Raw genomic sequence first — 21,339 nt, forward strand, 5'->3', positions numbered from 1 at the left:
CGCGGGCATCATCAAGACGGTGCTGGCGCTGCGGCACGGACGGCTGCCGAGGACCCTGCACCTGGACGCCCCCAGCCCCCACGTCGACTGGTCGGCCGGCTCCGTGCGCCTGCTGGCCGCCGACGCGCCGTGGCCCGCCGGCGACGAACCCCGCCGCGCGGCGGTGTCGTCCTTCGGAGTCAGCGGCACCAACGCCCACGTCATCCTGGAGGAGCCCCCCGCGCCGGACCCCGCTCCGGCCGCAGCGGCGGGCGGAGGACGCGCACCGGCCCGGCCCGAGGCGCCGGACCCCGAGCCGCCGGACGGGGTCTGGGCCTGGCCCGTCTCCGGGCGCACCGACGCCGGGACGCGCGCCCAGGCCACCGCCCTCGCCGCCCACCTCGCCGAACGCCCCGCGCCGCACCCCGCCGACGTGGCCCTCTCCCTCGCCACCACCCGCACCGCCCACGAACACCGCGCCGTCCTCATCGGCGACCGCCGCGAACTGGCCGACGCCCTGGCGGACCTGGCGGCGGGCCGCCCGTCCCCGGCCGTCGTCGAGGGCCGGACGGGCCCGGCGGGCGACGTGGCGTTCCTCTTCCCCGGACAGGGGTCCCAGTGGCGCGAGATGGCCCTGGGCCTGCTGGGGACCAGCGAGGTGTTCCGCGAGCGGATCGCCGCGTGCGAGGCCGCGTTCGCCCCGTACGTCGACGACGACGTCGACCTGCCCGCCGTGCTGCGCGGGGAGCGCGACCTCGACCGCGTCGACGTCGTCCAACCCGCCCTGTTCGCCGTCATGGTCGCCCTGGCCGAGGTGTGGCGCTCCCTCGGCGTCCACCCCGCCGCCGTGGTGGGGCACAGCCAGGGGGAGATCGCCGCGGCCTGCGTGGCGGGGGCGCTGACCCTGCCGGACGCGGCCCGCGTCGTCGCGCTGCGCAGCGGCGCGCTGCGGGGGCTGGCCGGGCGCGGCGGAATGCTCTCCGTCGCGTCGCCGGCCTCCGACGCCCGCGACCTGCTGCGGCGCTGGGAGGGCCGGCTCTCCCTGGCCGCGGTGAACGGGGCGGCGTCGGTGGTCGTCTCCGGCGACGCGGACGCGCTGGAGGAGTTCGAGGCCCTGTGCGGCACGCGGGGGACACGGGCGCGGCGCGTGGAGGTCGACTACGCCTCGCACAGCGCACACGTCGAGGCCGTCCGGGACGAGGTGCTGCGCGCTCTCGCGCCGATCCGCCCCCGCACCCCGGCCATCCCCTTCTTCTCCTCCGTCCACGGCCGCTGGATCGAGGACGGCGGAGACCTCGACGCGGAGTACTGGTACCGCAACCTGCGGGAGACGGTCCGCTTCGACGAGGCCGTGACGGCCCTGGTCGAGCGGGGCTGCACCACCCTGGTGGAGGTCAGCCCCCACCCGGTGGTCACGGGCGGCGTCCAGGAGACCCTGGACGCCCTGCGGTCCGACGCGGCGGTCGTGCACACGCTGCGCCGCGACGAGGGCGACCGGCGGCAGATCCTGCGCTCGCTCGCCGCACTGCACGTCCACGGCGCGTCCGTCGACTGGGGCGCGGTCTGGCCGGACGCCCGCACGGTCGACCTGCCCACGACGGCGTTCGTCACCGAGCCCTACTGGCTGACCCCCGCACGCGACGACGACGCGGCCGCGCTCGGCCTGGACCGCGTCGAGCACCCCGTGCTGCGGGCCGCCCTGCCGGGGTCCGGGCGGCTCGTCCTCACCGGCAGCCTCTCCCTCGCGGCCCAGCCGTGGCTGGCCGACCACACCGTGGAGGGCCACATCGTGCTGCCGGGCGCCGGGGTGGCCGAACTGGTCGCCCGCGCCGGCGACGAGGCCGGCTGCTCCACCGTCGAACAGCTCACCCTGCTCGCCCCGGTCGTCCTCGCCGACCACGCCGCCGTCCGCCTGCGGCTGGACGTCGAGGACCCGGACCCGGCGGGCGCCCGCGCCCTGACCCTGCTCGCCCGGACCGGGGAGGGCCCCTGGACCGCGCACGCCACCGCCGTCCTCGCCCCGGCGCCCGCCGGCGGAGCCGCCCGCGCCCCGTCGCCCTGGCCGCCGCCGGGCGCACAGCCGCTCGACGTCGACGCGCTGTACGCCCGGCTGGCGGACGCGGGACTCGCCTACGGGCCGGCCTTCCGCGGCGTACGCGCCCTGTGGCGGGGCGGCGACGGCGAGCTGCACGCCGAGGTGGCCCTGCCCGCCGCCGCCGACGCGCCGGACGGCTTCCTCCTCCACCCGGCGCTGCTCGACGCCTGCCTGCACCCCGTGGCCGTGGACGGCTTCCTCGGCGAGGGCCGGGGGCGCCCCGCACTGCCCTTCGAGTGGCAGGGGCTGCGCGTCCACTCCGCCGGGGCCGAGGCGGTGCGGGTGACACTGACCGCCGCCGCCCCCGACACCGTGCGCCTGGCCCTGAGCGACCCCGCCGGGGCGCCGGTCGCCACCGTCGAGGCGCTCACCCTGCGCGAACTGCCCCCCGGCGCCCTGGCCGCCCCCGGCCGCGGCGACCTGCTCCGCCTCGACCGGGTCCCGCTGCCGCTGCCGGCGGCCGCGGAGCGGGACTTCGCGGTCCGCGACCCCGCCCTCGCCCGGCTGCTGGCCGCGGAGCCGACGGACCGGCCCGCCCGGTTCGTCCTCACCACGGCCGGGTCCGGCGAACCGGCGGACGCCCTGGCCGAGGCGCTGGGCCGCGTACAGGACTGGCTGGCCGGCGGACGGGAGACGGCGTCGACCCTCGTCGTGGTCACCCGCCTCGCGCGGACGGACGTGACGCAGGCGGCCGTGGCCGGCCTGATCCGCTCCGCCCAGGCCGAACACCCCGGCCGGTTCCTGCTCCTGGACCTGGCCGACGAGAACGCCGCCACCCTCGCGGCCCTCCCCGCGGCCCTCGCCGCCGGCGAACCGGAGATCGCCCTGGAGGACGGCCGGGCACGGGTGCCGAGACTGGTGCGCGCCGCCCCGGCCACCGGCGCCCCGCCCGAGCTCGGCAGAACCCTGGTGACCGGCGCGACCGGGACGCTGGGGCGGCTCGTGGCCCGCCACCTCGTCCACGCGCTGGGCGTACGGGACCTCGTCCTGGCCGCCCGCCGCGGAGCCGCCGCGCCCGGCATGACCGGGCTCGTCGACGAACTGACCGCCGCCGGGGCGACCGCCGTGGCCGCCGCCTGCGACGTCGCCGACCGCGACGCGCTGGCCGCCCTGGTCGGGGACGCGGGCTTCACCACGGTCGTGCACGCCGCCGGGGTCCTCGACGACGGCCTGGTGACCGACCTGACGCCCGAGCGCGTGAGGCGTGTGCTGAGGCCGAAGCTGGAGGCGGCCCGCCACCTGGACGACCTGCTGCCCGACGCACGGCTCGTGCTGTTCTCCTCCGCCGCCGGTCTGCTCGGCGGCCTCGGCCAGGCCAACTACGCGGCGGCCAACGCGGCGTTGGACGCCCTGGCGCGAGGGCGCCACCAGCGGGGGCGGCCCGGTCTCTCCCTGGCCTGGGGCCTGTGGGAGGCCACGAGCGGTATGACGGAAGGCGCCGACCACGCCCGCTTCGCCCGTTCCGGGTTCCCCCCGCTGCCCGCCGCCGACGCGCTGGCCGCCCTCGACGCCGCCCTGGCCCACGGCGAGCCGGTGCTCGCCCCGATCCGCCTCGACACCGCCGCGCTGCGCGCCCAGGGCCAGGACCTCCCCGGCGTCCTGCGGAACCTGACCGGCGTGCCCGCGCGCCGCGCCGCGGCGGCGGCGGACCCCGCCCCCGACTCCGCGTCGGCCTCCCGCCTGGCGGGGCTGAGCCCCGACGAACGGCGGCGCGCCCTCCTCGACCTGGTGACCGCCCACACCGCGGCGGTCCTCGGCCACCGGTCACCGGACACGGTCGACGCCGACAGGGCGTTCAAGGACGCCGGCTTCGGGTCGCTCAGCGCGGTCCAGCTCCGCAACCGGCTGGCCGCCGCGACCGGCCTCCGCCTGCCGGCCACCCTGGTGTTCGGGCACCCCACCCCCGCCGCACTCGCCCGCCACCTGGACGACCTGCTCACCGGCCGGACGGCGGCCCCCGCCCCCGCCGCCGCGGGCCCCGCCGACGCGGACGACCCCGTCGTCCTGGTGGGCATGGGCTGCCGGCTCCCCGGCGGGGTCCGCACCCCCGAGGACCTGTGGCGGATGCTCGTCGAGGAACGCGACGGCATCGGCCCCTTCCCCGACGACCGGGGCTGGCCCCTCGAACGGCTCTACGACCCCGACCCCGACACGGCGGGCGCCTCCTACGTCCGCCACGGCGGCTTCGTCCACGACGCCGCGGCGTTCGACGCGGCGTTCTTCGGCATCTCACCGCGCGAGGCCCTGGCGATGGACCCGCAGCAGCGGCTCCTGCTGGAGACGGTCTGGGAGACCTGCGAGAACGCCGGCATCGACCCCGGCGCCCTGCGCTCCACCCCGACCGGCGTCTTCGTCGGAGCCATGTACCAGGACTACGGCATGGTGCTGGAGCACTCCGCCGCGGAAGGCTTCCTGGCGCCCGGCGTCGGCGGCGGGGTGCTCTCCGGACGGGTGGCGTACGCCTTCGGCCTCGACGGCCCGGCGGTCACCGTCGACACCGCGTGCTCGTCGTCGCTGACCGCACTGCACCTGGCCGCGCAGGCGATCCGGGCGGGGGAGTGCGCGATGGCGTTCGCGGGCGGGGTGACGGTCCTGTCCACCCCGGCGGCGTTCGTGGAGTTCAGCCGGCAGCGCGGACTGGCCGCCGACGGCCGCTGCAAGCCGTTCGCGGCCGCCGCCGACGGCACCGCGCTCGGCGAGGGCGTCGCCGTCGTGCTGGTGGAACGGCTCTCCCGCGCCCGCGCCCACGGCCACGAGGTGCTGGCCGTGCTCCGCGCCGGCGCACTCAACTCCGACGGGGCCAGCAACGGCCTCACCGCGCCGAACGGCCGCGCCCAGGAACGCGTGATGCGGGCGGCCCTGGCCGCGGGCGGGCTGCGCCCCGCCGACGTGGCCGCCGTCGAGGCCCACGGCACCGGCACCGCGCTGGGCGACCCCATCGAGGCGCAGGCGCTGCTCGCCGTCTACGGTCAGGAACGCCCCGCGCCCCTGCGACTCGGCTCGCTGAAGTCCAACATCGGCCACGTCCAGGCGGCCGCGGGCGTCGCGGGGGTGATCAAGGCGGTCCTGGCCGTCCGGCACGCCGTGCTGCCCCGCAGCCTGCACATCGACGCACCCTCCCCGCACGTCGACTGGTCGGCCGGGCGGGCGGACCTGCTCACCGAGACGAGCCCGTGGCCCGAGCAGCCCGGACCGCGGCGCATGGGCGTGTCGTCGTTCGGGATCAGCGGCACCAACGTGCACGTCGTGATCGAGCAGGCGCCCCCCGCCGAACCACCGGCGTCCGCGCTGCCCGCGCTCACCGGCGCGCCGTGGCTGCTGTCGGCGCGCTCGGAGGAGGCGCTGCGCGCGCAGGCGACGCGACTGCTGGCGTGGGACCTCGCCGAACCGGCCGCGGTGGCACGGGCCCTGGCCACCACACGGGCCTCCCAGCGCCACCGGGCCATGGTGAGCGGCAGCGGGGAGCAGGACCTGCGCACCGCCCTGGAGGCCCTGGCGAGCGGGCGCGCCGACGCCGGGCTCCGGCGCGGCACGGCCGGCCGCCGACGCCTCGCCTTCCTGTTCACCGGCCAGGGAAGCCAGACGCCGGGCATGGGACGGGGCCTGTACGAGGCGTTCCCGGTCTACGCCCGAGCCTTCGACGAGGTGTGCGCGCACTTCGGACCGGAGACCGCCCTGCGCGAGGCGGTGTTCGAGCGGCCGGAGCTGCTGGAGCGCACCGAGTACGCCCAGCCGGCGCTGTTCGCCCTCCAGGTGGCCCAGTCCAGGCTCCTGTCGTCCTGGGGCGTGGTCCCGCAGGTCCTCATCGGCCACTCCGCCGGCGAGCTGTCCGCCGCCTGCGTCGGCGGGCTGATGCCGCTCGCCGACGCCGCGGCCCTCGTCGCCGCCCGCGCCCGCCTGCTCGGCCGACTGCCCGAGGGCGGGGCGATGGTGGCGGTCCGCGCGACGGAGCAGGAGGTGCTCGCCGCCCTGGACGACGGCGGCGACCGCGCGCGCCGGGTCGGCGTCGCGGCCGTCAACGGCCCCCGCTCCGTCGTCCTGTCCGGCGACGGGGAAGCGGTCGAGGCCGTGGCCGGGGAACTGGCCGCCCGGGGCCACCGGACCCGCAGGCTGCGCGTGGGCGTCGCGTTCCACTCGCCCCTCGTCGAACCCGCCCTGGAAGAGTTCCGCGCCGCGGCCGGGGCGGTGCGCTTCGCGACGGCCCGCGTCCCCCTCCGGTCCACGGTCCGCACCGAGCACCCGATGGACACCCCCGACTACTGGGTGGAGCAGGTGCGCTCCACCGTCCGCTTCGCCGACGCCGTACGGAAGGCGGACGCGGAGGGGGTCACGGCCTGGCTGGAGGTGGGCCCCGACGCCGTGCTCGCCCCCGCCGCCGAGGCCTGCCTCCCCGACGCCCCCGTGCGCCCGGTCCCCCTGCTGCGCCGGGACCGCGACGACGTGCGCGCCGGGACCGAGGCGCTGGGGCTGCTGCACCTGGCGGGTGTGGAGGTGGACTGGTCGGCGGTCCACGCGGACCGCGCGACCCCCCGCGTCCCCCTGCCCACGTACGCCTTCACGAGCCGCCGCTACTGGCCGGCGCCCCCGCCCGCGCCGGAAGCCGACCCCGCGCCGCGGGCCACCGAGCCCGCCGCCTCGGCGCGGGCGGGCTGCCACCCCGCGCCGCCCGCTTCCGTGCCCGACCCCGCCGGGGCCGGGGCGGACGAGCGCGCGCTCGCACCGTTGTGGGCCGCCGTCGACAGCGCCGACGTCCCCGCCGCCCTGGAACTCCTGGGCCTCGCGGGCGACGAGACGCCCGATCAGTTCCTAGCGGCTCTCGGCCGGTTGCGCTCGGGCGCGGACGCCGCGGCGTTGCGGATCGCGCGCTGGCGCCACGTGCCGGACGGCCCGACGGCACTCCGCGGCGACGTGCTGCTCGTGGCCCCCGCCGGCGGTGACGAGGACCTCGCGGACGCGATCGCGGGCGCTCTGGTCCGCAACGGCGCCCGCGTCCGCCACGATCCGGGCGGGCGGCGGCCGGATCTCGTGGTGGCGCTGCCCGGCGCGGAACCGGCCGCCGAGCCCGGCGTCCCGAGGTGGGCGCTCGTCCAGGGCGCGGGGGCGCCGCCCTGCGATCACGTCGTCACCCTGCCGAGGGTGCTCGACGCCCGTGCGCGGACCCGGCTGTGCGGCGCGATCGCCGGCGGCCACCGGGAGGCCAGGATCGATCCGGACGGCCTGTACGTCCCGTCCTACGAGCGGGCGGAGCCGTCGGGGCGCTGGACGCCCGAGGGCGATGTCCTGGTGGCCGGCCCGCCGGACGCGCTGACCGGGGCGATCGTCGGCGCGGTGCTGCGCGCCGGCGCCCGCTGCCTGGTCGCCGCGGGGGCGGACGGCCCGCCCGGCGCCGTGGGGTTCGAGGACGCCGGACCGGTGCGACTCACCGCGGCGATCGTCCGGACAGGCAGCGGATTCGAGGATGCCGTCGCGCCGCGGGTGGCGCTGGTGGCCGTGGACCGGCGTCCGCACGCCGCGCCGCGGGAGCGCACCGGCGACGGCCCGCTCATGGTGACGATCGACCCGGACCTCGCCCCCGGCGCCGCCGTCGACGGCCTGCGCCACGCGATGGCCCTGGACGCGTCGGCGGTGCACGTGGCGCGCCCCGAGGACACCGCCGCCGACGCGCCCGCTCGGCCGGTCGCGGACGCACGCGCCGATTCCCCGCCCGCCGCCGAGGACGAACAGGGGCCCGTCTCCGAACTGAGCTCGGGCTTGCGGCGGTTGCCCCGCGAGGAGTGGGCGGGCGCGGTGCTGGAAGGGGTCCGTTCGTTGGCCGCTGCCGTACTGGCGTACGACACCGCGACCGAGGTCGGCGCCGAGGAGGAGTTCTTCGACCTCGGCCTGACGTCGGTCACCGCCCTGGAGCTGCGGGACCACCTCACCGGGCTGACCGGCCTGGACTGGCCGGCGGACGTGCTCTACGAGTGCCCGACCCCGCGCGCGCTGGCCGACCTGGTGCTCGAACGGCTCACGTCCGGGACGGAGTGAGGGACGGGACGGCCGCGACGGGGGGACGCCGTCGCAGGGGGAGTGCCGAACTGGTGTGTCAGCGGCGGCTGATAGAACAACGCTTGTCGTTGACCCACCGTCGAAGGACCAGCGTGATCGATCATCTGGCGCGTTTCCATGGGATGCCCGTCCTCACCTTCCCGCAGTTCACCCATGCCGGGGAGCTGCCCGCCGTCGACACCGTGGCCTGGCGGATCGCGCTCAACAACGACGGTGACGACGAGAACTCCGCGGACTACTGGCAGCGTTTCCTCGCGACCGCGGCCGAGGACGTACGCGCGGTGGTCATCGGGTACCCGTGGTACGGCGCCGGGCACTCCCGCGGCGTGATCGAGATGCTCGTCGAGGCGGCCCCCCGGCTGAGCCGGCTGGAGGCGCTGTTCCTCGGCGACGTCGTCTCCGAGGAGTGCGAGATGTCCTGGTTGGAGCAGAGCGATCTCGCTCCCGTCCTGGCGGCCTTCCCCCGGCTGCGAGAACTCGCGGTGCGCGGCAGCCGCGACCTCGCGTTCCCGCGCGTGCGCCACCAGGAGCTGCGCGCCCTGCGTTTCGAGAGCAGCGGCCTGCCCGCCGAGGTGGTGCGCAACGTCCTGGCCTCGGAGCTGCCGGCGCTGGAGCACCTGGAGCTGTGGCTGGGGGACGCGGGCTACGGCGGCGACCCGACTCCGGACGTCCTCCGGCCCCTGCTGGAGGGAGCGTGCTTCCCCGCGCTGCGGCACCTGGGACTGCAGAACAGCTACTTCCAGGACGAGATCGCGGCCGCGGTGGCGAACGCCCCGGTCGTGGCCCGTCTCCGATCGCTGGCCCTGTCGATGGGAACGCTCGGTGACGAGGGGGCCGAGGCCCTCCTGAACGGCCGGCCCCTCACCCATCTGCACGCGCTCGACCTGCGCCACCACTACCTCAGCGAGGCGATGATGCTCCGCGTCTGGGCGGCTCTGGAACCGTCGGGAGTGCGGGTGGACCTGTCCGACCGGGAAGAGGCCGAGGAGGACGAGGACGGCGAGCGCTACATAGCGGTCGGCGAGTAGACCCCTTCCCGGACATCCCTTCGAAAGGCCCCACCCGTGGCGAACGCCCGCGAATACCACACCCTGGTCATCACCAGCACCCACCTGGACGGCCGCTCCACCGTGCTCGACCCCGCCGTCCCCGTACCGGTCCGTCACATCCTGCAAGCGGCGGGCGCCGTCGGGGACGCCCCCGCGGACATCACCGCCCGGCTCGCCGAACTCGGCTACCGGGTCCCCACCCCCGAGGAACTGGCAGCGCTCCCGGACGACGCCATGAGGCTGGTCAGCCGTGAACTCGACGGCGCCGCCCCCTGGCTCCATCCCGCGTACACGACCAGCATGACGGGGCACATCCTCTGGGCGGCCACCCGGCTCCAGCGCTCGCCCCGCGAGCTCGCCGCCGCGTACGCCGCACTCGGCTTCCCGGCGCCCGACCCCGAACGGTTCCCCGCGTCGCTCGACGGCGTCGAGGAGGAGGCCCTGATGCTCGCCAGCAGGGACCTGGACGGAAGAGCCTTCTGGTTCGAGGAGACCGAGCCCGCCACGATGCGGGGACGGATCCTCTGGGTCGCCGCACGACTGGGCGAGCCCCCCGCGCGGATCGCGGCCCGGTACGCCCGCCTCGGCTACCGGACCCCCGACACCGAGAACGCGCCGGAGCGGGTGGCCGACCGCGACCTCCGCCTGGCCAGCGCCCACGTGGACGGCCGCGCCCCCTGGCGCGCCGACGACCCCGCCGTGACGCTCAACCAGATCCTCCGCATCGCCGACCGCGTCGAGGGCGACACCCAGGACACGGAGGAGATCGCGGAGAGGGCCGTCCGCGCGTGCCGGGACCTCACGGAGCTCGGCTACCGTGTCGAGCCCGGCCCGGCGGAGCTGACCGCCGACGACCTCATGGTCATGAGCCAGGAGATGAACGGCCTTCCGCCCTGGCTGGACCAGGACGAACCCGTGTCGATCGGCCACATCCTGTCCTTCGCGCACGAACACGGCCGCAACCCCAACGCGCTCGTCATACGGCTCGCCCGCCTCGGCTACCGCCACCTGCCCAAGGGCTCCCTGGCCGACCACGTGGACGAACAGGCCTTCGCCCTGGCCGGGCGCAAGGGTCCCGTCGGGACGGGGGACAGGCGTGTCTGGCTCGAACAGGACGATCCGACGGGGCTCCCCCACGTCCTGATGATCGCGGCGCAGACCGGCCGGCCGCCGATCGAGATCATGGGCCGCCTGCGGGCGATCGGCTTCCACTTCCCCGAGACGACCCTGCCCCCCACGGTCACCGAGGACGACGTGCGGCTCGTCAGCCACCTCTTCCACGCCGACGGGGCGTGGCTCGTTCCCGCACACCCCGTACCGATCGCCCACGTCCTGCGGGCCGCCCACGACCGGGGGGCGCCCATCTCGGCCGTCCTGACCCGGCTGGCCGAGCTGGGCTACCGGAACCTGCCCGCCATCCCCGACCAGACGCTCACCGAGGAGGACATCCGACTCGTCAGCGCCGACGGCTGGACCGGCGTCGACTGGCTGACGGGCCCGCTCGTCCCGTACGGCCGCATCCTGCTCGCCTGCGCGGGATCCGGCCGCGGCGTCAGCGAGATCGCCGACCGCTACCGGCAACTCGGCTACACCGTCGACCTGCCGGACACCGGGGCGCCCGCGTCCGTGTCGAAGGACGACGTCGATCTCTTCCGCCTCGGAACCGAACCGTGGGCCCCCGAATGGCCCCTCGCGGAACAGGAGATCCCGCTGCGGCACATCCTGGTGCGGGCGGGCCTCGAGGGCGTCGCCCCCGCCGACGTCGGCCGACGGCTGCACGCCCTGGGATTCCGCAACCTCCACCCCACCCTGCCCGACACCCCGTTCTCCGGCGACCCCGTCCTGATCAGCCAGGACCGCCGGCCCACCGGACCCACGCTCGACCCGGCCGCAACGGTCCTGACGGACCACATATGGGCCGCCGCCGACACCCTGGGCATCAGCTTCTACGACGCCGCCGAGCGGCTGGCCGCCCTCGGGTACCGCCTGCCGTTCACCCTGCGGGCCGAGGACCGCGTCCTCCTCAGCCTCAACGCCGACGGCGCCGCGCCCTGGGCCAGGTCCGCGACCGCGGGGCACGCGCTGCTCGTCGCGAAGACACTCGGCCGGACACCGGCCGACGTCCTCTCCCGCATGGCGGAGTTCGGCCGAGGCGGCCCCGCCCTGCCCGCGTCGGCGGGCGTGGACGAGGAGGATCTCGTCATCCTCAGCGAGGGGCTCGACGGGCGGGCTCCCTGGTTCGGCGGAGGCTCCGCTCCGCCGCTGCTGCACGTGCTGCGGGCGGCACGCGCGACCGGCCGCAGCCCCCAGCGGATCGCGACGCGGCTGACCCAGCTCGGCCAGGCGGTCACCCTGCCCCTGCCGGTCCGCGTGGACGACATCCCCCTGCTGGAGGCGGTGGCCCGGTACGGGGAGTACCTGCAGGTGCAGGACATCCTGGCCATCGCGAGCGCCACGGGCCGCAGCCCCGCCGAGGTCGCCGCGAGCCTGACCGCCCTGGGCCGCCGGGTGCCGGAGGCGGCGTACCCCACGGCGCGCCCCGGACCCTCCCGGAGCTGAGGACAGCCCCTCCCGCGGCAGCCCCTCCCGAGGGGCTGCCGCCGGACGGGCCCGGCCCCCGAGCCCGCCCACGCGCGGTCGACGCCGTCCGCGCAGCGGGGGAGGCGACCGGCGTACGGGGACCGCTCCGCCGACGCCGTACCGACGGGGGCACGGCGCACCGCCCGAACGCCGACCGCACCGCGGTTTCGCAGTCGACGTGGTCCTCCCGGTGCGTGCGCCGACACACGGACACCCGGCGGACGGCCGGCCGGGAGTCGGTGGAGAGCACCCGACGAGGGGCGAAACCCGCCCATCCTGCCGGTCTCGGCAGTGCATGGGTCGGACGTGAGCGGAAAACCGCTGGGTATGACACGTACAGCGAAACCCCGACACGGTGACCACCGCGACCCCTCCGCCGGCGAGTCCGGGCGGGTGGGCCCCGATGAGCAGGTCGAGGAACGGGCTCCGGACCAGCTCTCGGAGCTGCCGAAACGGTCGTGGACGGCGGTCCTGCGCGGGACGCTGAAGGAGTTCAAGGACGACGAGCTCACCGACCGCGCGGCGGCGCTGACCTACTACGGGGTGCTGGCGCTCTTCCCGGCTCTGCTGGTGCTCGTGTCGCTGCTCGGTGTCGCGGGCGAGTCGGCGACCAAGCAGGTGCTGGACAACCTGCAGAAGCTGACGCCCGGCTCGGCCCGCGATGTGATCAGCGACGCCGTCGAGCAGTTGCAGGGCAACGCCGGTGTCGGGTCGCTCCTGGCGCTCGTGGGTCTGGCCGTCGCGGTATGGTCGGCCTCCGGCTACGTCGCGGCGTTCATCCGCACCTCGAACGCCGTCTACGACATGCCCGAGGGCCGCCCGCTGTGGAAGATCCTGCCCCTTCGGCTCGCCCTCACGGTCACGCTGATGATCCTGGCCGTGGTCAGCGCGCTGATCGTGGTGTTCACCGGTGGGCTGGCCCGGCAGGCGGGCGCCGCCCTCGGCATCGGTGACACGGCGTTGACCGCGTGGTCGATCGCGAAGTGGCCGGTCCTGGTCCTCCTCGTCACGATCATGATCGCGATCCTGTACTGGGCCGCCCCCAACGCCAAGGGCCGAGGTCTCAAGTGGATCACCCCCGGCAGTTTCCTGGCACTGGTGATCTGGATGCTCGCCTCGGCCGGCTTCGCGTTCTACGTCGCGAACTTCGGCTCGTACAACAAGACGTACGGCACCCTCGCCGGTGTGATCATCTTCCTCGTGTGGCTGTGGATCACCAACCTCGCCATCCTCCTCGGCTTGGAGTTCGACGCCGAGATGGCCCGTCAGCGTGCGGTCGCGGGCGGGCATCCGGCCGACGAGGAGCCCTACGTCGAGCCCCGCGACACCCGTACGTGGAGCGATGAGGACCGCCGCCACCTGCGGTGATCCCGTTGCCGCAGCGCCGCGGGCGGGCGAGGGGCGGGCGCGTCGCCGCCCCCGAGCCGATGAACGCATCCCGCGGGCCCGCGCGCGACCCGTCGCCGACGCCTGCCGCCCCGGCGCTACTTCTCCGGCACGGGGAGCGCGCCGCGGGCGGCGTCCGCGGGCGGCGACGCGGGTGGGCGGCCTCGCCCCGAACCCGCCCACTGGAAGACGCCCAGGGCGACGAGCAGGACGAGCCCTCCGAGGAGTTGGAGGGGGCCCATGCCTTCGTCGAGCACCAGCCAGGCCAGCACGGCGGCCACGACCGGGCGCAGCAGCCCGGACATCGACGCGAGGGTGGGGTCCACCGTGCGCAGGGCGTAGGTCATCAGCCCGTGGCCCAGCAACTGGCTGACGAGGGCGTAGGCGAAGATGAGCAGGTATCCCGCGGCGCTCTGCGGCAGCAGGGGGTGACTGGTCGCCCAGGCGACCGGAGCGAGAAGGACGGCGATCGTCAACGAGTTGACGAGCATGATGATCGACGTGGGAACCCGTTCGCGTAGTTGCTTGGTCATCAGCAGCGAGGCCGCGTAGAGCGCCGCGGAGGACAGCGCGAGTCCGTCCCCCAGGAGATGGAAGCCGCTCGGGGCCGCGCTGCCGCCTCCGATGATGACCAGAGCGCCCCCCACGAGGGCGATCAGCACTGCCACCAGCTTGGCGGCGGCCGCACGCTCGCGGTACATCAGCCAGGTGAGCAGGATGACGAAGACGGGCGAGGTGTTCATCAGGAAGGCGGCGTTGGCCACCGACGTGTAGTTCACGGCCCACTGGTTCGCCAGCAGGTCGAGCCCGGAGACGACGCTGGCCGCCATGAGCAGGCTCAGGTCGCGCCCGCGTACGGCGCGCAGCCGTGGCGTGATGCCTCGCGGTGCGAGGAAGGCGCCGAGCACGGCGGAGGCGGCGACCATGCGCAGCATGAGCGTCGAGGTGGCGTCCACCTCGCTCAGGCGTACGAAGATGAACGCGGAGCCGATGCCCAGGACGCTGCCCCCGAGCGCGATGTGGCCTAAGAGGGTGTCCCGTGCCGTGACGGCGGGGCTCGCCGGCGTCTCCGCTTGACTGGTCATGATGGGGTTGGTTCCTCTCTACCCGGCCTGCCGGCCGGGGGGATCGGCACGGTGTTCAGAGCGCAGTGGATACTGCCGAACAGCTTGTGGTGCTCGTCGAAGGGCACGCCCACGACCTCCACGCCGAGAGGTTCGAGCAGCGGGGCCAACGCGTCGCGGGCGGTGGTCGCGGCGACGGCGGTACGGCCGCCGGGCAGGAAGACGATGTTGGCGGCGAAGCGGCGAAGCTGTCGGGACGTCAGGGGGACGACCGTGACGCCGACTTCGTCGAGTGCCTCGCCCAGGGTGAGCCCGGACCGGACCGGCCGGTCAGGTCCCGTGTGCACCGAGGCCGGGACCGACAGGGTGTGCAGCCGGTCGTGGGCCACCAGGGCGAACCCGCGCCCCAGCGCCAGCCAGTGGTCCAGGTGGAACTCCTCGGGCCGGCGCAGTCCGTCCTGCACGTGGATGACCGTGGCGCCTTCGCCCACCAGGCGCGACCCCAGCCGGCGCATCGTCTCCTCGCTGCTGCGGAAGCCCGAGTTGAGCACGGCGAGCCCCTGTGCGATCGCCGCGTCACCGCCCTCGAGGTAGCCGGTGTCCTGGGTGGACAGCTCGGGCGGTCTGCCGCGCAGGTGTTCCAGCGCCACGGCCATGGCGGCGGTCTCCCGCCTGCGGTCGCGGCGGCGCAGACGGCCGAGGGCCACCTCGCTCCCCAGGTCCACGTAGTGGTCGCGTGGGAACAACAGGCCGTACAGGGGGCGCAGTTCGTAGCTCTCGTAACCGGCGTCCGGGCTGATGGCGGCAAGGTCCGGGTCGGCGTGGGTACGCAGGTGCGGTTGGCGGATCACGATGCTGACGAGGTCGGGGGTGGACCACGCGGCGAGGGCGGCGCTGATCGCCTCGCGGCGGTCCGGGTCCGACGTGCCCACGGCGGCGGCCGCCAGTTCGGCCACCGCCCGCCGGGGAGCCCGCTCAAGGACCTCGCGCACGCTGTGCACACCGGCGCCGTACCGGGTGAGGGTCTCGCGCAGCGCGGCGGACTCGGCCGAGGCCCGGACCGGGTCGTACGGCGGGTCCGCCCCCATGAACAGGGACATCTCGACCGGCATGACGTCACCGGGATCCTGCATGAGGAAGACGGCTCGCTCCATCAACCTTCCCTCGTCCGTATGTAGCGGTCGGTGCCGAGCGTCATATGGTGGGCCGCTGCGGCGCGTTCGGCAAGAGGCCCCTGGTGCGGGAAGCGGCTGGGGAGTTCGCCGTAGCCGCTGGTGCCAAGGAGATCGGCGGCCAACCGGTCAGGGGCGCATCGCGCTGTGTGCGGCCGGGAGCCACGCACCCCAGCGTTCCCGCGCGTCCTGTCCCGGAACAGGCTGACGGCCTCGACCTCCGGCCGGGGAGCGTCGAGCCGATCGCGCGTGGCGTCGCCTGCCGGCCAGGGGAAGGGCCGGTCGCGCGGTCGCACCGCCCGGCGGTCGGCGACTCCAGCCCGCGGTCGGTGAGCGAGGGGAGGATCGCGACGGGCGCACGGGTGGCTGAGGCCACGGACGGAGGCTCGGGGACGGTTGCGTACGCGACCCCGTGTTCGCCGTCACCGAGAGGGCTGCCGCGGTCCGCGAGGCCGCCGCTGTGCCGGTCGAGGACGCGCACGGCATCGCTCCTTCCGCGGCAGGCAGGCAGGCAGGTCGGGCACGGCAACCTGTTCGACGAGACGGTCGAGGCGTTGTCAGCGCAGCGTCGAGGGCCGGTTGGTCCGGTGCGGCGACAATAGCGTGAGCGAATCGCCGTCGGAAGCCGGTTGCCGGGGGTAACAGGGCGGTGCCCGCCGACGCCTCGGCGCGCCCCGGAAGCCGAAGCCGCACGGATCGGAGTCCGACCGGGTCCGGCAGCGTCAAGGGGACGTAGATGCTGAACGGGCGTACGCCGGCGGCCTCGGTGGCGAAGCGGCCGGGGCGGCATGGGTGGACCGGCCGGAGGGCGTCGTCCGCGTCCGGCACGGGGGAGCCGGCCGCCGGGCCACCGGCTCGGGGATGGTGGCGGTTCCCCGATCGGCGACCACAGGGCCACGCGAGGTGATGCGTTGCTCCAGGGAGAGTTGGTCGAGGGCCCGGCCGGTCGCGTGAGGGCCCTCGACCTTGCTGCGCGGGCCGCCGACTGCCCGCCGCCCCCTCTCGGAGGGCGCTCTTCTCCCGAGACCCGGCCGCATGTCGATGAGCGGGCCGCACGGCGAAGTCGATCCTCGCAGCCCTGTGCCATCGACGGACCAGGCCGTGGCCCTGCCCGGCGCGCCCGCCCCGCGACGGGAACACGGCCCGGACCCGCGACCGGATACCGTCGATCAACCACCGTCGAGGCCGGACACGCGACCGTCCCGTATCCCCGCCCGCCGATGACGGCGACCCCGGCACCGCCCACGGCTCGTCCACGAGAGCGTCCCGCGGCATGGACCGTGATCATCCATCACTCAGGATGCATTCCTGCCACGCGGCCTACAGGGGGGTGGCGAGAGGGACGGTGATCTGCTTCAACCAGGTGTGCTTGGCGAAGTCGCGGGCCTTGATGACCACGCGGTCTCTGTGGACCTCGACCTGCAGACCCTGGTTGAACGTTCCGGCCACGGCCGTCTCCCCGCCCTTGCCGTTGTCGGTGTAACCGGTCTGCACGGCACCGGTGTTGACCACGGAGAAGCCGCTGAGGTTCGCCGTGCCGGGGACGACCCGGCGCACGTACCAGTCGGAGAGGCCGAGGTCCCAGTGGGTGTGGCCGCAGAAGAGGAAGACATCGCGGTGGCGTCCGAGGATGCCGAGCAGGCGATCGGCCTGGAGGTAGTCGTGGAGGTAGAGGTTGTTGCGGCTGCCGGAAACCGTGTTGGGCAGCGGGTGGTGGGTCACCACCATGACGGGCCGGCGGCGGCGCGCCCAGTACGCGAGCCGCTGCTCCAACCACGTGAACTGGGCGTCGCTGAGCCACACCTCGTCCCAGAGCTTCGGGTCGTGGTAGTGCATGTAACGCTCGGTGCCCAGGGTCAGCACCGGGACGCCGCCGAAGAGCTGCTCCGCGTAGACGGAGTTGCGTCCGGCGAAGTTGTAGAAGCTGCGGAAGAGGGACTCCTCGGTGGTGCCGTTGGGCCACGCGGCCTGGTCCAGGGTGGCCGGGTCACGCCACTTGGGCACGTAGAACTCGTGGTTGCCGATGGCCCAGGCGACGGTGGAGGGATGGCTCGTCCTGGCGAGTTCGGCCCTGACGGCGGCGTACTCGGCGTCGTAGCCGCGGGGGGTGATGTCCCCGGCGACGGCGAGACCGGAGGAGGCGGGATTGGTCGACTTCATGTCCCGCAGCGCCACGCCCAGGTCGGCGAGGTCGCCCTGGATGTCGCTGATGACGTTGAAGGTGGTGACGGGCCCGCCGAATGAGGGCCGGGCGGCCGCCTGGGCCGGCGTCAGCGCGGTGGCGGTCGCTGCGGCGGTCACTCCGGCAGCGGTGCTGAGCAGGGTTCTGCGGTCCATGGATACGTCCTTCGGAGTTGCGGGGGCCGCCACGCCGGGGCGGCCCCCGACCGGCGTGGCGGCGTCTGGTGGGACCAGACCCGTTATCTCTAAGCGATCACCCTGAACCTGCTGGTGGAGATGTTGTGTCCCCGGCATGAACAGTGCTCGAAGTGCCCTCCCGCACCGGTCCGCACCTGCTAGCGACGGCAGAACCCGACCGGTGACGCGGCTGCGTGCTGCGACGCGTGCGCGCGTTCCCGGTGTCGGCACCCCGAGGCCTGACGACCGGATGGTTCCCGACGGGGCGATCGACCCGCGATGCGCCCTCCTCCAGCACACCTCGGACGCGCCGGCGCACCTCCTGAGCGCCTCCACCCGGTAGCGCGCGAGCCCTTCGGAACAGCCAAGTGCGTACGCAACGGCCTCCGGTCTCCGGCCGTGCGCCGCGCGGAGCGCCAGGGCTCCGGACCGTCTCACCTACGGCGTACGCCACGCCGGGCGCCGACGACCGCGCGACGGCGGCCTACCGCCGAGGCCTCCTTGGCTGACGACGGACCCGCCTCACGACGCCGGGTACGGCAGGAGCCCGGCGTCGGTCCTCTCCCAGGCCGCCTTCAGTTGGGCGAGCAGCGCGGGCCGGTCCGCGGCGAGGTCGGCCTGCTCGCGGGCGTCGGCGGTCAGGTCGTACAGGTGGTCCCGACCGTTCGCGTCCCGGTAGTACTTCCAGTCGCCGCGCCTGAGCGCGCGGTTGCCGCGCACGCGCCAGAACAGGTCGCGTGGGGGCGCCTTCTCGCCGCGCAGCAGGTAGCCGGCGAGACTGTGCCCGTCGAGCGGGTACGCCGGGTCGGGCCGGGCGCCGCCCAGCTCCAGCAGGGTGGCCGTCCAGTCCGGCGAGTAGAGGGGCAGATGGCTGACCTGCCGGGCATCGACGCCTGCCGGCCAACGCAGGATCGTCGGGACCCGGATGCCGCCTTCCAGCAGTTGGGACTTGCCGCCGCTGAGCGGCCACTGGTACGAGAAGCGCTCCCCGCCGTTGTCACTGGAGAAGACCACGACCGTGTTCTCCTCCTGGCCGGAGCGGCGCAGCGCGGCGAGCACCTTGCCGACCGAGGCGTCCAGATCCTCGACCATCTCCTTGTACTTCTCCACCGAACCGCCGTCCTTGTGGAGCAGAGCGCCCAGCACGTTCCCGGAGCGGATCTCCGCGGCGATCTCCGCGGCCGTCTCCTGGTCGTCCTCGGTGAGCCACGGCCAGTGCGGGGTCGTGAAGTTGAGGTTCAGCAGCCAGGGCCGGTCGTGGTCGCGGCCGACGTACTCGACGGCGCGCTCGGTGAGGACGGTGGTGTAGTAGCGCAGGTCCTCGTAGGTCGCGTCGCCCTCGTACAGGTCGTAGTCGCCGAGCTGGCCCAGCTTCGAGAAGTACTCCAGAGCACCGCCGAAGTTGCCGAAGAACTCGTCCCAACCGGACTTGGTGGGGCTGTAGTCCGGCAACCAGCCGCAGTGCCACTTGCCGAGCAGAGCGGTGGCGTAACCGGCCCCCTTCAGCAGCGAGGCCAGAGTGGGGTGGTCGGGGTCCAGCCCCTGGGCGCGGTTGCCGATGGGCTCGGCCAGCCCGCCCGCGGTGCGCCCCGGGAAGCGGCCGGTGTAGAGGCTGAAGCGGGTCGGGGAGCAGGTCGCCGACCCGGAGTAGGCGTTGGTGAAGCGCACACCCTGGGCGGCGAGTCGGTCCAGGTGCGGCGTGCGGATGTGCGGAGCGCCGTAGGACGACAGGTCGGCCCAGCCGAGGTCGTCGGCGAGGATGAACAGGACGTTGGGGCGTCTGCGGGGCCGTGCGGCGGAGCGTGAGCGGAACGGGCGCTCGGAAGGGGCGGACGCGGCGGCGGACGTACCGGCGACGGCCGTCACGGCTCCGCCGCCGACCAGACCGCCGAAGGCACGACGGGATATCTCGGACATGCGTGATCCTGACGAGGAGGCGACGAGAAGAGAAAGAGAGAGGGCGCGCGAGGGCGCGGGTCAGCGACAGACAGCGCTGGAGTGACGACACAGGTCGACGTGGCGGCGCTCGACGAGCGCGACGCACCTGCGGACGGCCATGAGCCTCATGACCTGGGACGTTGCCAGCCTCTCCCCGTGCCGGTCAAGGAGATCGCGCCGAGTTCACACAGGCGCAACGAGGCGTCGGCCGTCGGCTCTCAGCGGTGCCGTGCGGCTCTCCACCGCGGCCTCGGCCGCGCCGGTCACGTCGCGCCCGGAGTCTCGCCCGTTCCGCTCGGCGGGTGTCCACGACTCTTCCGTACGGGGCGCCCAGGGGAATCCGGGCAGGGCGAACCCGCCGGCCGGAGCGGGTTGGACGGGAAGAGCAAGCGGCGGACAGGGCGCGAGCAGACCGTCCCCCTCGCCCGTCGACACGTCGACGTCGTCCGGGCCGTGACGCGGGACCTCGCACCCCCCGGACCGCGCCGGGGCCCGTGTGACCGCACCACCGCGTACGGCGGAAGGACGACTCCGGTCCTGCCGCGCCCGGTGACAGGCGAGGGCCCGGACGGTGACGGCGGACGGCCCGAAGGGCGTCGGGCGACGCGGTCTGCGGTGCAGGCGTCGACGGCGACCCGCTGGAACGCCGCCAGGGCCGGGCGCGACGGCCGCGTGGGCGGCGCGCCAGGGGATTTGTCGACGCAGGAGCGGCCGAGCCCCCGATGCGCCTCCCCGGACGCCGGACGCCGGACGCCGGACCCCGGATGCCGGACGCCGGACGCCGGGTGCCGGGCGCAGGGCGGTCAGGTCCGGGTGTGCCGGCCGTCGATCTCGGTCCACACCGGTTCGGCGTCGATCGGGTCGGTCGTCCTCGGCCATGAGTTCGCCGAGGCGGACCACCAGTGCGGTACGTTCACGCTGCCCGGCCTCCGCGTCCTGCGGGCCGACCGGCCCCCCGTCGCCACGAACCCGCTCTCCGTGTGCGGTGCCGCCGGTGGCGCCGCCGCACACGTCGGCCACCGGACCGGCCACAGCGCACAGGCGCGCGTCGGGAGCGCGGCCCGGCGCCCCGCCCGGCCGTCGGCAGGCCGCTCAGTGCCTGCAGGGCCACGAGGTCATCGACCCCGCTCGCTGGAGCATTCCCCGCGCCTGCTCGGCGGGACGCTGCTGTTCGCCGTGCAGGGCGTTGAGGACGATCAGGCCACCGGTGAGCGCGGGAAGCACCCACTGCACACGGGCAAGGTCTCGCTGGGCCTTGTCGGTGTCGATGGGATGTTCCACAGCCTTCTCCAGCGCTTCGGGATCCTCCGACGAGGCGAGTTCGATCTTCTTGCCCAGAACGCGGCTGTAGGCGGTGGCGACCAGGGCAGCACCGGTGAGCACCGTCTTGGCGACCGTGGACGCGGCCACACCCTCTTGTTTCGCCACTCGGGTGGCGTTGGCCCCCAGGAGACCGCCGCCGCCGACGAGGTGCACGGCGATCGCCGCGGCGTTGACCGGCGTCCACTTCGCCCAGCCCGCGCTCGCGATCCGCGCCGTGTTCCGCCACGTACCGCCCTCGGCCCCAGCCGCACCGTTCAGACCGACCGCGCCCATCAGCGAGCCGCCGAACCACGCCGCCAGCCCCAGATCATGCATACTGCGCAGCGCGGTGTTGCGTTCCGACATCG

Annotated in this window: 10 protein-coding genes (1 of these 10 only partly in view); 4 read left to right on the plus strand and 6 right to left on the minus strand. The window is 74.9% G+C overall.

The window, feature by feature from the left end; translation table 11 throughout:
- From ACZ6EJ_RS05465 to ACZ6EJ_RS05480, 4 genes are all read left to right on the plus strand, one after another.
- Nucleotides 1–8,101, plus strand: the 3' portion of a protein-coding gene (locus tag ACZ6EJ_RS05465; RefSeq protein ID WP_469264816.1) for an SDR family NAD(P)-dependent oxidoreductase. It extends 1,115 nt beyond the left edge of the window; 8,101 of the gene's 9,216 nt are visible here — the last part of the coding sequence; the start codon falls outside the window, past its left edge; its stop codon occupies nucleotides 8,099–8,101.
- A gap of 113 nt (nucleotides 8,102–8,214) precedes the next feature.
- A complete protein-coding gene (locus ACZ6EJ_RS05470; protein ID WP_469264817.1) occupies nucleotides 8,215–9,150 on the plus strand; it encodes an STM4015 family protein in 936 nt (311 codons plus the stop codon).
- A 36-nt stretch (nucleotides 9,151–9,186) separates the two neighbouring features.
- Complete coding sequence (locus tag ACZ6EJ_RS05475) at nucleotides 9,187–11,730, plus strand: wHTH domain-containing protein (protein WP_469264818.1); 2,544 nt, start codon at nucleotides 9,187–9,189, stop codon at nucleotides 11,728–11,730.
- Between the two features lie 348 nt (nucleotides 11,731–12,078).
- A complete protein-coding gene (locus ACZ6EJ_RS05480; RefSeq protein WP_469264819.1) occupies nucleotides 12,079–13,119 on the plus strand; it encodes a YihY/virulence factor BrkB family protein in 1,041 nt (346 codons plus the stop codon).
- A gap of 116 nt (nucleotides 13,120–13,235) precedes the next feature.
- Here the strand turns inward: ACZ6EJ_RS05480 and ACZ6EJ_RS05485 are convergent, their stop codons facing one another.
- The 6 genes from ACZ6EJ_RS05485 to ACZ6EJ_RS05510 form a co-directional block, all read right to left on the minus strand.
- Nucleotides 13,236–14,222 carry a DMT family transporter gene (locus tag ACZ6EJ_RS05485; RefSeq protein ID WP_469264820.1) on the minus strand — a complete coding sequence of 329 codons (987 nt, stop codon included), beginning with the start codon at nucleotides 14,220–14,222 and terminating at the stop codon, nucleotides 13,236–13,238.
- Nucleotides 14,219–15,355 carry an arginine deiminase family protein gene (locus ACZ6EJ_RS05490; protein ID WP_469264821.1) on the minus strand — a complete coding sequence of 379 codons (1,137 nt, stop codon included), beginning with the start codon at nucleotides 15,353–15,355 and terminating at the stop codon, nucleotides 14,219–14,221. Before ACZ6EJ_RS05490 ends, ACZ6EJ_RS05485 begins: the two co-directional genes overlap by 4 nt.
- Nucleotides 15,356–16,693: 1,338 nt before the next feature.
- Complete coding sequence (locus tag ACZ6EJ_RS05495; RefSeq protein WP_469264822.1) at nucleotides 16,694–17,710, minus strand: metallophosphoesterase family protein; 1,017 nt, start codon at nucleotides 17,708–17,710, stop codon at nucleotides 16,694–16,696.
- A 543-nt stretch (nucleotides 17,711–18,253) separates the two neighbouring features.
- Complete coding sequence (locus ACZ6EJ_RS05500) at nucleotides 18,254–19,648, minus strand: sulfatase family protein (RefSeq protein ID WP_469264823.1); 1,395 nt, start codon at nucleotides 19,646–19,648, stop codon at nucleotides 18,254–18,256.
- Nucleotides 19,649–19,708: 60 nt separating this feature from the next.
- The gene (locus tag ACZ6EJ_RS05505; RefSeq protein WP_469264824.1) at nucleotides 19,709–19,798 is read right to left on the minus strand and encodes a putative leader peptide; all 90 of its coding nucleotides are present in this window, start codon (nucleotides 19,796–19,798) and stop codon (nucleotides 19,709–19,711) included.
- A gap of 963 nt (nucleotides 19,799–20,761) precedes the next feature.
- Nucleotides 20,762–21,337: a hypothetical protein gene (locus ACZ6EJ_RS05510; RefSeq protein WP_469264825.1), complete on the minus strand. Its 576-nt coding sequence runs from the start codon at nucleotides 21,335–21,337 to the stop codon at nucleotides 20,762–20,764.
- Between the last annotated feature and the right edge of the window lie 2 nt (nucleotides 21,338–21,339).

The organism is Streptomyces sp. NPDC041970, from assembly GCF_055588985.1.

What these genes read in the sequence shown, in the direction of transcription:
- ACZ6EJ_RS05505 (WP_469264824.1), bottom strand. Translation starts at nt 19,798, where the DNA reads ATGAGGCTCATGGCCGTCCGCAGGTGCGTCGCGCTCGTCGAGCGCCGC.
- ACZ6EJ_RS05495 (WP_469264822.1), bottom strand. Translation starts at nt 17,710, where the DNA reads ATGGACCGCAGAACCCTGCTCAGCACCGCTGCCGGAGTGACCGCCGCA.
- ACZ6EJ_RS05480 (WP_469264819.1), top strand. Translation starts at nt 12,079, where the DNA reads ATGACACGTACAGCGAAACCCCGACACGGTGACCACCGCGACCCCTCC.
- ACZ6EJ_RS05500 (WP_469264823.1), bottom strand. Translation starts at nt 19,648, where the DNA reads ATGTCCGAGATATCCCGTCGTGCCTTCGGCGGTCTGGTCGGCGGCGGA.
- ACZ6EJ_RS05510 (WP_469264825.1), bottom strand. Translation starts at nt 21,337, where the DNA reads ATGTCGGAACGCAACACCGCGCTGCGCAGTATGCATGATCTGGGGCTG.
- ACZ6EJ_RS05490 (WP_469264821.1), bottom strand. Translation starts at nt 15,355, where the DNA reads ATGGAGCGAGCCGTCTTCCTCATGCAGGATCCCGGTGACGTCATGCCG.
- ACZ6EJ_RS05485 (WP_469264820.1), bottom strand. Translation starts at nt 14,222, where the DNA reads ATGACCAGTCAAGCGGAGACGCCGGCGAGCCCCGCCGTCACGGCACGG.